Here is a 13,068-nt window from a genome sequence, read left to right as displayed (position 1 = left end):
TCAAGATGACCACCTATAAGCTCGCGCTGATCCCCGGTGACGGGATTGGCGTTGACGTGACCGATGCCGCGATGAAGGTGATGGGCGCCGCCGCCAGCCGCTTTGGCTTTGCGCTGGAGAGCGAGAGCTTCCCGTGGTCCTGCGCGTACTACCTTGAGCATGGCACGATGATGCCCGAAGGCGGGATCGAGACGCTGCGCGGGTTTGATGCCATCTATCTCGGCGCGGTGGGCTGGCCCGCCACCGTGCCGGACTCGGTGTCGCTGCACGGGCTGCTGCTGCCGATCCGCAAGGCCTTCAACCAATACGCCAACATCCGCCCGCACCGGCTGCTGCCGGGCGTCGAAGGGCCGCTGAAGGCCGAGGGCTTCGATATCCTGTGCATCCGCGAGAACACCGAAGGCGAATATTCCGGCGCCGGCGGCCGCGTGCATGAGGGCAAGGACAATGAGGTGGCGGTCGAGACCTCGGTCTTCACCCGCGTCGGGGTCGAGCGCATCCTGCGCTTCGGCTTCGAGCAGGCGCGGGCGCGGCGGGGGCACCTGACCTCGGTGACCAAATCCAACGCGCAGAAATACTCGATGGTGTTCTGGGATGAGGTGACGCGCGAGCTGGCCGCCGAATACCCCGATGTCACCGTCAGCCACATGCATATCGACGCCATGGCCGCCAAGATGGTCATGGCGCCGCAGGATCTGGATGTGGTGGTGGCCTCGAACCTCTTCGGCGACATTCTCACCGACCTCGGTGCGGCGATCCAGGGCGGGCTGGGCTTTGCCGCCTCGGCCAATATCAACCCGGATCGCTCGGCGCCGTCGATGTTCGAGCCGGTGCATGGTTCGGCGCCGGATATCGCCGGCAAGAACATCGCCAACCCGATCGCCGCGATCTGGTCCGTGGCGCAGATGCTCGAGCATCTCGGCGAGGCCGAGGCCTCCGCCGCCGTGCTGGCCGCCATCGAGGCCGCCACCGCCAAGGGCATCGGCATCCGCCCGGGGCTCAACACCACCCAAGAGATCACCGCGGCCGTCATCGCCGCTCTGGAGGCCTGAGCCATGACCCTGCACACCGCCTTCGCCGCCGACATCCGCGACAGCCTTTCCGATCCCGACCTCTTCCGCGAGGCGGCGCTGATCGACGGACAGTGGATCGCCCGCGCTGACATGGAGGTCTCCAACCCCGCCACCGGCGGCACGCTTGGCCATATGCCCGATTGCACCGCCGCAGAGACCAGCCGCGCCATCACCGCCGCCGAAGCGGCGATGACAGCCTGGAAGGCAAAGACCCACGCCGAACGCGCCGATCTGCTGATGGTCTGGTACAACCTGATGCTCGAGCATGCCGACGATCTGGCGCTGATCCTCACCGCCGAGCAGGGCAAGCCGCTGGCGGAAGCCAAGGGCGAGATCCTCTATGGCGCCTCCTTCGTGCGCTGGTTCGCCGAGGAAGCGCGGCGGATCAACGGCCACATCATCCCCAGCCCGGTGCCGGGCAAGAAGATCTTCGCGATGAAGGAGCCGGTGGGCGTCTGCGCGATCATCACGCCGTGGAACTTCCCCAACGCGATGATCACCCGCAAGGTCGCGCCGGGTCTGGCGGCGGGCTGCACCATGGTGATCAAACCCTCGGACTTCACCCCCTATTCGGCGCTGGCGCTCTGCGTGCTGGCCGAGCGGGCGGGCATCCCGGCGGGCGTGCTCAACGTGCTGACCGGCCGCCCCGAGGAGATCGGCGCGACGCTCACCGCCTCTCCGGTGGTGCGCAAGCTGTCGTTCACCGGGTCCACGCGGGTGGGGGCGCTGCTGGCCGAGCAATGCGCGCCGACGCTGAAGAAGATGTCGCTGGAGCTCGGCGGCAACGCGCCCTTCATCGTCTTTGACGACGCCGATCTCGAGGCGGCGGTCGAGGGCGCCATGGCCAGCAAGTTCCGCAACGGCGGGCAGACCTGCGTCTGCGCCAACCGCATCCTCGTGCAGTCCGGCATCCACGACCGTTTCGTCGCGGCGCTGGCGGCGAAGGTCGACGCGCTGAAGGTCGCGCCGGGCACCGAGGAGGGGGCGCACATCGGCCCGATGATCAACGCCGCCGCGATCACCAAGATCACCGCCCATGTCGAGGATGCGCTGTCGAAAGGCGCCACCCGCGCCACGGCGACGCGTGATCTGCCGGCGCAATTCGCCGATCCGGTGGTGCTCACCGGCGCGACGCAGGAGATGCGGCTGGCCGGCGAGGAAACCTTTGGCCCGGTCGCGCCGATCTTCAAGTTCGAGACCGAGGCAGAGGCGCTCACGATCGCCAACGGCACGCCCTTTGGGCTCGCGGCGTATTTCTACACCACCGACATGGCCCGCGCCTTCCGCTTCGGCGAGGCGCTGGAGGCGGGGCTGGTGGGGCTCAACACCGGCGCGGTGAGCCACGCCGAGGCGCCCTTCGGCGGGGTGAAGGCCTCGGGCCTTGGCCGTGAAGGCGCGCAGGAGGGCATCGAGGAGTACCTCGAGACCAAGGCCTTCCACTTCGGCGGCCTCTGAGCCAAGCGCCTCAACCGAGCCGCCGTCGGGCGCCGCGGTTGAGGTGATCTGGTAGACGGGCCTTCCCCCCTCGCGCCTCTGGGGCATGCTGGGGGTATGTTCTGGCTCTTTAGGGGCTGCTCGCGCCAGGACGGTCCCGAAATGATCTGGCGTGCACGCCATGAGCGGGCCGCCATGGACAGCAATCCCGCCGCCGCCCAGCCTCGACCTGACGCCTTCACAGGTTCCAACGGCAGCTTTGGGTGACAGGCCCCGCCCGAGGCGGAGAGCTTGACTCTCGTTCCGCAGCGCGCCCCTTTGGCTCGGAAAGCTTCATCAGGCAGGAACGCACATGCAACACGACTTCGACAGGGAACTCGAGTCGCGGCTGGTCCGCTACGCCGCGATCGACACACAAAGCGACGAGGCCTCGCCGAGCGCGCCGAGCACCGAGATCCAGTTTGACCTGCTGCAGCTCCTTGAGGCTGAACTGCGGGAGATCGGCGCGCAGGACGTGCAGCTGACCGACTATGGTGTCGTTATGGCCACCATCCCCGGCACCGCGCCCGGGCCGAGCATCGGATTTCTCGCGCATGTGGACACTGCGCCGCAATTCAACGCCACCGGTGTGAAGCCGCGGGTGATCCACGGCTATAACGGCGGCGAGATCACCTTTCCAGACGACCCCGAGCTCAAACTCTCGCCCGAGGTCTTTCCCTACCTCTCGGAAAAGCAGGGCCATGATATCATCACGGCCTCGGGCACCACGCTGCTTGGCGCTGACGACAAGGCAGGGGTCGCAATCATCATGACCGCCGCGCGGCACCTTCTGGCGCATCCGGAGATCCCGCACGGCCCGGTCCGTATTGCCTTCACCCCCGACGAGGAGATCGGGCGCGGGGTGTCCGAAGCGCTGCCCGCGGCGCTCGGGGTGGACTTCGCCTATACGTTCGACGGTGGCCGGGTCGGCGAGATCGAGGACGAGACCTTCTCGGCCGACGCCGCCGAGGTCACGGTCACCGGCGTGTCGATCCACCCCGGCTTTGCCAAGGGAAAGATGGTCAATGCAACGCATCTGGCAGCGAAGATCGTCCAGATGCTGCCGCAGGCGACGATGACCCCCGAGACAACCGACGGGCGCGATGGCTTTGTGCATGTCACCGACATGACCGGAGGCTCGTCGGAGATGAAGATCCGGCTGATCCTGCGCGACTTCGAACGTGAGGGGCTGGCGGCCAAGGGGGCGCTGCTGCGGCAGGTCTGCGAGGCGGTGCAGGCGACCGAGCCGCGCGCCAGCATCACCTGCGAGATCCGTCCACAATACCGCAACATGCGCTACTGGCTCGAAGACGACATGACGCCGGTCGATCTTGCGCGAAACGCCTGTCGCAAGCTCGGCATCGAGCCCGTGTCGATCCCGATCCGCGGCGGCACCGACGGCTCCCGGCTGACCGAGATGGGCGTGCCGACCCCGAACCTCTTCACCGGGATGCAGAACATCCACGGCCCGCTGGAATGGATCTCGGTGCAGGACATGACGGTGGCGACGAACCTGTGCCTGACGCTCACGGGGCTGGCCGTCGAAGCGCACCCTGCGAAGGCGCAACCTTAGGACATCGGGCGGCCACTTCGCGCAGTCGGCGGGGCTGCGCGTGACGTTGGAGGCCCGAGACCTCTCGATTGGCCAGTTCACGCCTTTGTGGCGGCGAGTTGAAGCAAACACGCGCGGGTTCGCTTTGGGCAAAGAGGTTTTCGCGCTAGCCTTGCACGACGGTTGATCCCGGCGGACCCGCGCCGGGCCACAGAGTGCCTGTCAGGAGGACCTCGCATGACCAGCGTCTTACACGACCGCCGCACGCTTCTTCTGTCCGGAGCTGCCCTGATCCTGGGCGGACCGTCCGGCCTGCTTCGACCCGCGCCTGCGCAAGCGCTGGCCGCGACGCCGTCCATGCGTGGCGGCGCCAACAACTACCGCCCCGGTGCGCCTGTTGTCGAGCGGATCGGGGGCGGCGGTTTCTGGATGTCCGGCACGGTGCGACGCGCCGGAGACGGGAAGCCGCTGGCGCGCCAGCGCATCCAGATCTGGGCCCATACCACCGAGGGGCACGAGCGCGATCCACAGAGCCACGGCGCAACGCTCACCGATGCGAACGGAGTGTTCCGCCTCGAAATGCCGCAGATCGTCCCGGCCTTCGGTCAGCCGCACGGGCATCTTGCCTACGACAGCGGCGAGTTCGAGACCGTCTTTTTGCGTCCGGTGATGAAGAGCGCCCGGGACACGGCGCTTGAGGCACATTTCGTACTGCGGCCGGTCTGAGGGCTTGGGGCCGCCCGCAAGGCAACACTGGCGTGCGGCGCTTGCGTGGGTCTGCCTTGCGCTGATCATCGCCGTGCCTCTCGTGGCGGCGGCGATGAGTCCGCTGCTGGCGTGGCGTCGGCCCATCTATATCGCCTCCGGTTTTGCAGGAATCCTTGCGATGGCGCTGTTGCTGGTGCAGCCCTTGCTCGCAGCAAGAGCCCTGCCGGGACTGACCCCGCGTTGCGCGCGCCGCGTCCACCGGGCGAGCGGGGCGCTCTTGGTGCTGCTTGTTGTCGGTCATGTCGGGGGGCTCTGGATCACCAGCCCGCCCGACGTTCTGGACGCGCTGGCGTTCGCCTCCCCGACGCCCTTTTCGGCTTGGGGCGTCATCGCCATGTGGGCGGTCTTCCTTACCGGGGCGCTTGGGGCACTCCGCAGGCGGAGCCGAAGCTGGCATCTCGCCCACAGGTGCCTCGCCGTGCTGATCGTCGTCTGTAGCGTGGTCCATGCCGTCTTGATCGAGGGGACTATGGAGCCGGTGTCAAAGGCGGTGCTCTGCGCTGCTGCGCTCTTGGCGACCGTTGCCACGGTTCTGTTCAAGCGGGTCGCAGGGCGCGGGGCGGCGCCACGCTAGCCGTAGATTTTGCTTTGCGATCGTTGTGCGGCCTGAGCGAAAGTCCTGGGGCGCGCAGACCGGGTGGCCGCTGGCCTACGGGCTGGCGCTGACCCTGAACACCGCTCCTCAAAGAGAGAACCGCTGGCAAATAGCCCAAGCCGCCGCGTAAAAGCGGATGCGTCTTGCCGCCCCTTGCGCTATGTGGGCTGGGTCACTTCAGGAAGACGTAACATGACCGCGCTCACCCTTCTCGACGGCGGCCTCGGGCGCGAACTGATGCGGTTCGGCGCTGAACTGCGGCAGCCCGAATGGTCGGCTGGCGCGCTGCTTGAGACACCGGAAGCGGTGGTTCGAGCACATGAAGCGTTTTTCCAGGCCGGTGCGAGCATCGCGACAACAAATACTTACGCGGTGGTGCCTTATCACATCGGGCAGGCGCGCTTTGATGCCCGCGGCGCGGAACTCGCCGATCTTGCGGGATCACTGGCCCGGCGCGCGGCATCGCGGTTTCCCGGTGCGAGGGTCGCCGGCTCCTTGCCGCCCGCCTGTGGCTCATACCTGCCTCGCAATTTCGACCCCGAAGCAGGGGCCGAGATTCTCGCCGTTCTTGTTCGGAGCCTGATGCCCCACGTCGATCTGTGGCTGGCCGAAACCATGAGCAGCCTGCAGGAAGCGCAGGTGACCGGCGCGGCAGTCGCCGGGTCCAAGAAACCGCTGTGGATGTCCTTCAGCCTGCGCGACGAGCCTCGTGATCTTGGCCTTCACCCTGCATTGCGCTCTGGCGAGACGGTGGAAGACGCGGTGGACCTTGCCCGTCAACTCGGCGCGGAGGCGGTGCTGTTCAATTGCTCGATGCCCGAAGTGATGGAACAGGCGGTGCGCGTGGCGAGAGGTCGTGACCTTCCGGTCGGGGTCTATGCCAACGCCTTCACAGCCCGCGGCGAGGATGGCGCGGCGAACGAGGTTCTTGCGACGATCCGCGATGATCTTTCGCCCGCGGCTTATCTCACGTGGGCAGAACGCTGGGTGGCCGCAGGCGCAACCATGATCGGCGGATGCTGCGGTATCGGCGCGGATCACATCGCGTTGCTGCGAGCGCATTTCGCCTGATCGCTCAGGCGCCGTTTTGAAATCACAAAGATTGTCCGCGCAGATCATGCGGGGCCAATCCGAACTGACGGCGGAAGGCGGTGGCGAAATTGGCGGCGGAACTGTAATGCGCCAGATGCGCGGCCTGCCCGACGGTGATGCCCTGTTCCTGCAGCGCGCGCCGGGCAAGATCGAGCCGGGTGTCACGGATGAACGTGCTGAGCGTCAGCCCGTATTCCTGTTTGAACAGCCGTTGCAGCGACCGGCGGTTGCGCCCGAGACGGCGCTCCATCTCGCTTAGGGAAAGTTCTGACTGCAGGTTCTCGATGATGTAGAGACGCAGGGTTTCCGCAAGGCGGCTCGCCTCAATCGGCTTATCTTGCGCATCGGCATGGTGCAGATCCGACAGCGAACGGCGGAGGATCTCAAGCCCCCGGGACATCCGAAAGAGCCCGCTCTGGCGTGCGTCCTCGCTCGGTGGCGGCGTGATGATTTGCCCGGCCAAGCGGCAGATGTCCGATGACGGGACCCAGACATGATACCGCGCATATCCGGCCTTGCCCGACCATCCCTGTTCCGCCGGGCTCGCGATCTGACCCGCGATCTGACTGCTGCGTTCGTTGGGCAGCGCATCAAGCCAGTGATCGGGCGCGGCAAGCGCGATCTTGCGCAGCGGCGCACCTCTCGAGGCGACATAGCGCAGAGTAACCGCCTGCGAGACGAGCATGATGACGGCCGCCGCTTTGCGACCCTCGGCGTCAAGGACGATTTCGCGACCGCCAAGTTCGAACGCCTGATACCCGTTGAGCAGAACCAGCAGCTGCAGCTTGGGCAGGACATCGGACGGAGTTGGGTTTTCGACGCCGGCGATATGCTCGTTCAGCACTCCGATCCGCAGATCGCCGGGAAAATTCTGCACCGTCATCGGCAGGTTCCGCCTCTATCTCTGGGCCATTTGGCTCTGATGTCGTGCGCGCAAAGCAAAGAGTCGCGCCGGGAAACATGTTGCTGATGGACTGGGTCGGGCCAAGCTAATTAATCCGATAAAAAACATCAAGAACTGTGCCGGGCCAAATGCTGGGCACATGCGGAGCGGAGTGGACAGATGACGACAAAGGCAAAAGCGGGCTGGTCTCGGCGCGGCGCAAGGGGCGCCATCCTGCGCGGGCTGCTGATGGGCAGCACGATCCTGACAGCATTGCCAGCACTGGCACAGGAGCAGGATCTTGGGACGATCTACCTTGAACGTCAGCAGAGCGCCGAAGAAGCGGGTGGCCCGGTCGAGGGCTATGTGGCGCAGCGCAGTGGCTCGGCGACCAAGAGCGACACGCCGATCGCCGAAACCCCGGTGTCGATCTCGGTGGTGACCGCCGACCAGATCACCGATCAGGACGCCGGTTCGGTGGCCGAGGCGCTGCGCTATACGCCCGGGGTCTTTTCGGAATATCGCGGCACCTCGAACCTGCATGACGAGACCTCGATCCGCGGGCTTGGGGATCGTGCCTTCGCACCCAAGTATCTTGACGGTCTGACCATCGGCAGCGCGTCGATGGGGCAGCTTGATCCCTACTATCTGGAACGGGTCGAGGTGGTGACACGCTGCTCGACGAGGTGCGTGGCGAGTCCCGGGTGCGGGGCATCGACCTCGAGGCGAAGGCCGAGCTGACCGAGCAATTCTCGTTCACCGCCGCCTACACCTACCTCGAAAGCGAGATCCTCGAATCCGACAATGGCAGCAACAACGGCAACGAGCTGGGTTCGACACCGCAGCACGCAGGCTCGATCTGGACGAATTACGTCGTGCCGGGACAGGGTCGTTTCGGGGACCTGAACCTCGGGCTCGGGGTGCGCTACACCGGCGAGTACTGGCGCTCGGATGCCAATACCGGCAAGACCGACGCCGCCTGGCTCTGGGATGCGGCGATTGGCTACGACATTGCCGAGAACACCCAGATGCGGCTCAATGTGACCAACCTGCTGGATGAAAAGCACATCGCTCAGGGCGGCTTCTCGACCGACTACTACAACGCCGGTCGCGAGATCAGCCTGACGCTAAACCACAGCTGGTGACCGAATGACCCGTCCGCCCTTTGCGGGCGGGTCCTACCGCGCCCGGGCTTCGCGGCGCCAAGCCGAGGGGGTGATGCCCGCGTGACGCCGGAACACCCGCGTCAGATGCCCCTGGTCAGAGAAATCGAAGCGCAACGCGATCTCGGCGATGGTCAGATCCTCGTGCAGCAGGCATTCCTTCACCGCCGAGATGCGGTGTTCCTGCTGCCATTGCAGCGGCGTCTTGCCGGTCGTGCGCTTGAAGGCATGGCTGAACCAGCCTTCCGAAAGGCCGACCTCACGCGCCAGCTCGGCGTTGCTGGCCCGGCCGCCGCGCTCGGCCAGAAAGCCGCGCAGCCGACGCATCTGCCAAGCGGTCAGCCCGCCCTGCGCGCCGGCGGTTTCGTCAGCGTCGGGTTTCGGGGCGACAAGGCCGGTCACCAGCGCGACCGCGAGGCTCTCGGCGAAGGCCGGCGCCCGGCTGGGGCGATCAATCTCGTCGGCGAGCGCCCGAGCGAGCGTCGCCAGCGCGGCGACATCCTGCACCTCGGTCGGATGCCGGAGCGCGGCTCTGGCGGTGTCCTCGCCAAGCATTGGCGCGATCCGTTCAAGCAGCCAGTGCTCGTCAATATGCAGATCGAGATGGGAGAACCGATGCGGCGCGCGGAAGCTGGTCCACATCGGCACGCCGGAGGGCACGTAAAGGGCCCGCAGCATGGGGCGCCAATCGGCAAGCGGTGCGGCGCTCTGCCCGGCAAACAGGATGCTGTCCGACACGTCGTTGAAAAACAGCATCACCCGAGGGTCCGGGGAGCGGTAATACCCGGTGGCACCAGCCTGTCCCTGTGCCTCCCAATAGACGGTACACATGCTCTGGAAAGACCGCCATCGCACCGGCGCGGTGCTCTGGATGCCCTCGGTCTGGCAGGTCATGGAATGCATGAAGCCCAAAGGGAGATTACCTGTTTTGTGCAAAGGGTTTGTTTGCTGCGCAATTGGCTCAATCGCGTGGCGCTGGCGGCCTACGGCCTGGGGCCTTGTGTATACCTTTTCGCCGATTGCTGACAAGCCGGGGTTCAGGAGGAAGGCCGGGGGAATGGCAGACGGCCCCCGCCGCGCGTTCCAACAGCTCAGCCGTGCTGCACTTCAGTCGCGCGGGACGTCGCGCTCCATATCGCAGGCAGCATGGCAAGTGACAGCGCACAGGAGATGGCAAAAAACGCCGCGTACCCAAAGTGCTCGGCCATGACCCCGGCGAGCATGCCCGCGACCATGCTCACCGCCGCGTCCATGCATTGGAAAATGGTAAAATCGACACCGCCCTGACGGGGATCGGACCAGCGCATGAACTGACCGTAGAGCGCCACAAAGCCGAAGGCCATGACCGCCGCGCTTGCCACCATCGCCGCCGGAGCAACCGTGGTTGCGGGCAGCAGGAGCTGCGCTGCGGAAAGGCCGACCACCGCAAGGATCAGGGTTTGCAGCATCACCGCCGCGATCAGCACGCGCCGGGTGCCGAAGCGCCGGACGAAGCCGCCACCAAGTACCGCGCCAGCAAATCCAAGGCTCACGCTGCCGAGCCCCGCAAGAATTCCCAGTTGTGCCAGATCGTAGCCGGCATCGATGAAGAACGGGCCGAACATGCCCATCGCGGTCTTTTGCGCCACGACGTAGAGCGCTGCGACAAGCATGCCCTGCCGCACTTCGGCGCGGGCGAGCGCGGCGCGCAGACTTGGCAAATGCGATCGCTGACGGGTCGCGCCGCGCCGGGCAACACGGGCAAACGGCACGCAAAGCATGGCGATCACCGCGGCCATGGCCCAGCTCCCGGCCATCCATCCGACGCGGTCGACGAGGATTAGAAAGACCCCGCCGCCGATCGCCGAACCGATATAGGCCCCGCCCACCTGCGCCGCATTGCCCCAGCCGTAGGGTGTGTTCTTCAGAGCGTCGACGGCAAAGCCGTCGCAGGCGATGTCCACCGTCGCCGTGGCAAAGGCGGCGATCATCAGCACCGCGAGGATCGGCAACAGCGGCACCGGCTCCATCAACCCCATGACCAGCAGAACCGCGACGACGACCGCCGCGCCCGCCAGCACGATGGTCGCCGAGCGGTCGCGCCCCTGCGCCGGCAGCCGGTAGCGTTCGATCCACGGCGCCCAGAGGAATTTCAGCGCCCAGGGCAGGACGATGGCCGAAACCAGCCCGATCTGATCGAGCGGCAACTGCCTTGCCCGCAGCACGCCCGGCAGCCCGGTCCAGGTGACGCCGCCGATGACGCTCTGCGCGACATAGACGCCGCCGATGGCCGCGACCACGCCCCAGAGGTTGCCGCGCCCAGAGCTGCCGGATGTGCTCTGCTGCTCCATCAGAAGCGGTAGCGCAGGCTCGCCGTGGCGGTGCGGCCTTCGTAGCGATAGCAATAGCCCGCGCTGCAGGTCTGGTCGGTCACGTCGAAGGCGTTCTTGACGTTGACGCTCAGCTGCAGGCCATCATAGCCCAGATGACCGAAATCATACGACATGGCCAGATCGGTGAAGGTCACGGCGTCGTTCTTGAAGGTGTTGGTATCGTCTCCCCAGCTTTCGCCCACATAGCGCAGGCCACCGCCAAAGCCGAAACCGGCCAACGGCCCGCTTTGCGGCTCAAAGAAGCCCCAGATCGAGGCGCTGTGCTCGGGGGTCGCAGAGAGCGTGTTGCCTTCGGTGCCCGTCGCGCCCTCTTCGATCTCCATGTCGAGGTACGTGTAGGCCCCGGTCATACGCAACCCGCTGCCAAAGTTGACCTGCCCCTCAAGTTCGAGCCCGCGCGAGCGCAGGTCGTAGGGCACCTGCACCTGATAGAGACCGTCGAACGCCGTGGCATCCACGGTCTGGAACACCACGCCGTCTTCCTGCCGGATGTCGAACACCGATGCGGTGATCAGACTCTGGGTGCCGGGGATCTGGTATTTGACACCCAATTCCTTTTGCAGACCGCGCGTGGGATCGGCAGCGCGGTCGCTGTCGGGATCGCTCGGATCATCATAGACAAGGCCGGTGACCGGCACGAAGGAGCTCGACAGATTGCCGAAGATCGAGACTTGCGGGGTCACCGCATAGCTGACGCCGATACGACCCGAAAAGCCCTCGGCATCGGTGTCGCTGCCGTCTTCGGCGGCGTCAAAGGTGGTGATATCGACCCAATCGTAACGCCCGCTGAGGAAAACCGTCCAGTCGCCCGCCATGATCTGGTCGTGCAGATAGATACCGCGCTGCTCCATATCCTGACCGCCATAGTAGGGCAGGTCCATCGCGTCAGTGGCTTCAGCCGAGACATAGCCCAGCACATAGTCCGCGTCGTAAGACGAGCGCGAGAAGTCAAAGCCACCGACGACCGTGTGGCTCGCAAGACCCGTGGTGAACCGCCCTTCGAGCATGGTGTCGATGGCAAGGGTCTCGGACTCCTCGACGTAATGGCCCCAGTACCGGCCAAGCCCGGTGTCCGTGGCATAGACCCCGCTGAACTCGAGGTCTGCTTCGACCTCGGAATAGCGCAGCTTTTGGCGCAGGGTCAGCGCCTCGCTGAAATCGTGCTCCGCTTCATAGCCGATCCGCCACTGGGTGTTGACGAAATCATTGTAATCGGGGTCGCCGACATAAAAGTCTGACGCCTCGCCATAGGCCGGGTTGTAGTAGGATGCGGTGCCGCCGCGCACACCTTCGGCATACTCGGACAAAAGCGTGATGCGCGTATCTTCCGTGACCTCATAGGTCAGCGCAGGAGCGATGAGGTTCAGATCGTCCTTATAGCCTTCGAGCGGCGTGTCGGCATCGCGCGTCACACCGGTCAGGCGATAGCTCAGCCGCCCGGTCTCATCCAGCGGCCCACTGAAATCGAACGCCAGTTCCTTGCGCTCTTCGGTGCCGAGGGTGAGTTGCAACTCGCGGAATGTATCGTCCTTCGGGCGCTTCGAGATGACGTTGACGATCCCGCCGGCGCCGCTGACGCCGTACATCGAAGAGGACGGCCCCTTCAGCACTGCCGCGCCCTCGAAGGTATAGGGCTCGTTGCGATACCAGGCCGACGGGCCGTTCACCTGCCGCAGCCCATCCCGGAACAGGCCGTTGTAGTAGGACGCGAAGCCGCGGATGTAGACGGCGTCGTAGCGGCTGTCATAGCCGAAATTGAACACATTGGCGCCGGCGGAGTATCCCAGAGTGTCGAGAAGGGTGCGCGGCTGCTGATCCTCGATCTGGTCTTGGGTGACCGTACTGATCGCCTGCGGAATATCCCGGATCGGCGTGTCGACCCGCGTCGCTTGGCGACCGGATTCAGCCACATAGCCCTCTTGAAGCAGCGTATCGTCGCTCTCCGCTTCGAGCGTCAGGGTGCCGAGATCGACGGTGGCTTCTTGGGCGACCGCAGGGGCGGCGAGCAGCGCTGACAGGAGCGCGATGCGTGAAACATGCATTTTAAATGTTCCTCCTCACTTTGCGGTCTCTTCGCGCCAATGTGAAGATAGAGTC

Annotated in this window: 12 protein-coding genes; 8 read left to right on the top strand and 4 right to left on the bottom strand. The window is 65.5% G+C overall.

Annotation, left to right across the window (positions count from 1 at the left end; translation table 11 throughout):
• Positions 1–5: 5 nt before the first annotated feature.
• From ACXAD2_RS04885 to ACXAD2_RS04860, 6 genes are all read left to right on the top strand, one after another.
• On the top strand, positions 6–1,052 hold the full coding sequence (locus ACXAD2_RS04885) for a tartrate dehydrogenase (RefSeq protein WP_475167609.1): 1,047 nt from the start codon (positions 6–8) through the stop codon (positions 1,050–1,052).
• A gap of 3 nt (positions 1,053–1,055) precedes the next feature.
• Positions 1,056–2,528 (top strand): NAD-dependent succinate-semialdehyde dehydrogenase, encoded by a 1,473-nt coding sequence (locus ACXAD2_RS04880; RefSeq protein WP_475167602.1) that lies wholly within the window; start codon positions 1,056–1,058, stop codon positions 2,526–2,528.
• 331 nt (positions 2,529–2,859) lie between these two features.
• Complete coding sequence (pepT, locus tag ACXAD2_RS04875) at positions 2,860–4,119, top strand: peptidase T (RefSeq protein WP_475167598.1); 1,260 nt, start codon at positions 2,860–2,862, stop codon at positions 4,117–4,119.
• Positions 4,120–4,335: 216 nt separating this feature from the next.
• Complete coding sequence (locus ACXAD2_RS04870; protein WP_475167596.1) at positions 4,336–4,824, top strand: peptidase associated/transthyretin-like domain-containing protein; 489 nt, start codon at positions 4,336–4,338, stop codon at positions 4,822–4,824.
• Between the two features lie 94 nt (positions 4,825–4,918).
• Positions 4,919–5,440, top strand: coding sequence for a ferric reductase-like transmembrane domain-containing protein (locus ACXAD2_RS04865; protein WP_475167595.1), 522 nt, complete (start codon positions 4,919–4,921; stop codon positions 5,438–5,440).
• A gap of 213 nt (positions 5,441–5,653) precedes the next feature.
• A complete protein-coding gene (locus ACXAD2_RS04860) occupies positions 5,654–6,532 on the top strand; it encodes a homocysteine S-methyltransferase family protein (protein WP_475167592.1) in 879 nt (292 codons plus the stop codon).
• Positions 6,533–6,554: 22 nt separating this feature from the next.
• On the opposite strand, the gene ACXAD2_RS04855 is transcribed toward ACXAD2_RS04860, so the two are convergent.
• Positions 6,555–7,436 (bottom strand): helix-turn-helix transcriptional regulator, encoded by an 882-nt coding sequence (locus ACXAD2_RS04855; protein WP_475167589.1) that lies wholly within the window; start codon positions 7,434–7,436, stop codon positions 6,555–6,557.
• Positions 7,437–7,616: 180 nt separating this feature from the next.
• Here ACXAD2_RS04855 and ACXAD2_RS04850 point away from each other — a divergent pair, with 180 nt between their 5' ends.
• Together ACXAD2_RS04850 and ACXAD2_RS04845 are read left to right on the top strand one after the other, a co-directional pair.
• Entirely contained in the window at positions 7,617–8,177 is a 561-nt protein-coding gene (locus tag ACXAD2_RS04850) for a TonB-dependent receptor plug domain-containing protein (RefSeq protein ID WP_475167584.1), read from the top strand.
• Entirely contained in the window at positions 8,141–8,581 is a 441-nt protein-coding gene (locus tag ACXAD2_RS04845) for a TonB-dependent receptor domain-containing protein (protein ID WP_475167582.1), read from the top strand. The genes ACXAD2_RS04850 and ACXAD2_RS04845 overlap by 37 nt, the downstream gene beginning before the upstream one ends.
• A gap of 33 nt (positions 8,582–8,614) precedes the next feature.
• Here ACXAD2_RS04845 and ACXAD2_RS04840 read toward each other — a convergent pair whose 3' ends face one another.
• The 3 genes from ACXAD2_RS04840 to ACXAD2_RS04830 all read right to left on the bottom strand — a co-directional run bounded on the left by ACXAD2_RS04840 (position 8,615) and on the right by ACXAD2_RS04830 (position 13,013).
• Positions 8,615–9,493 carry a helix-turn-helix domain-containing protein gene (locus ACXAD2_RS04840; RefSeq protein WP_475167579.1) on the bottom strand — a complete coding sequence of 293 codons (879 nt, stop codon included), beginning with the start codon at positions 9,491–9,493 and terminating at the stop codon, positions 8,615–8,617.
• Positions 9,494–9,690: 197 nt separating this feature from the next.
• Positions 9,691–10,929: an MFS transporter gene (locus ACXAD2_RS04835; protein WP_475167575.1), complete on the bottom strand. Its 1,239-nt coding sequence runs from the start codon at positions 10,927–10,929 to the stop codon at positions 9,691–9,693.
• The gene (locus tag ACXAD2_RS04830; RefSeq protein WP_475167571.1) at positions 10,929–13,013 is read right to left on the bottom strand and encodes a TonB-dependent siderophore receptor; all 2,085 of its coding nucleotides are present in this window, start codon (positions 13,011–13,013) and stop codon (positions 10,929–10,931) included. The genes ACXAD2_RS04835 and ACXAD2_RS04830 overlap by 1 nt, the downstream gene beginning before the upstream one ends.
• Positions 13,014–13,068: the final 55 nt, after the last annotated feature.

The organism is Salipiger sp. ABN3_019, from assembly GCF_056158605.1.
The sequence above is the reverse complement of the archived record's forward strand: the minus strand, read 5'-3'. Positions and strand labels throughout refer to the sequence as shown.

Bases quoted from the DNA above. Each gene is read 5' to 3' on its own strand.
- ACXAD2_RS04885 (WP_475167609.1), top strand. From the start codon at position 6: ATGACCACCTATAAGCTCGCGCTGATCCCCGGTGACGGGATTGGCGTT.
- ACXAD2_RS04880 (WP_475167602.1), top strand. From the start codon at position 1,056: ATGACCCTGCACACCGCCTTCGCCGCCGACATCCGCGACAGCCTTTCC.
- pepT (WP_475167598.1), top strand. From the start codon at position 2,860: ATGCAACACGACTTCGACAGGGAACTCGAGTCGCGGCTGGTCCGCTAC.
- ACXAD2_RS04870 (WP_475167596.1), top strand. From the start codon at position 4,336: ATGACCAGCGTCTTACACGACCGCCGCACGCTTCTTCTGTCCGGAGCT.
- ACXAD2_RS04865 (WP_475167595.1), top strand. From the start codon at position 4,919: ATGAGTCCGCTGCTGGCGTGGCGTCGGCCCATCTATATCGCCTCCGGT.
- ACXAD2_RS04860 (WP_475167592.1), top strand. From the start codon at position 5,654: ATGACCGCGCTCACCCTTCTCGACGGCGGCCTCGGGCGCGAACTGATG.
- ACXAD2_RS04855 (WP_475167589.1), bottom strand. From the start codon at position 7,436: ATGACGGTGCAGAATTTTCCCGGCGATCTGCGGATCGGAGTGCTGAAC.
- ACXAD2_RS04850 (WP_475167584.1), top strand. From the start codon at position 7,617: ATGACGACAAAGGCAAAAGCGGGCTGGTCTCGGCGCGGCGCAAGGGGC.
- ACXAD2_RS04840 (WP_475167579.1), bottom strand. From the start codon at position 9,493: ATGACCTGCCAGACCGAGGGCATCCAGAGCACCGCGCCGGTGCGATGG.
- ACXAD2_RS04835 (WP_475167575.1), bottom strand. From the start codon at position 10,929: ATGGAGCAGCAGAGCACATCCGGCAGCTCTGGGCGCGGCAACCTCTGG.
- ACXAD2_RS04830 (WP_475167571.1), bottom strand. From the start codon at position 13,013: ATGCATGTTTCACGCATCGCGCTCCTGTCAGCGCTGCTCGCCGCCCCT.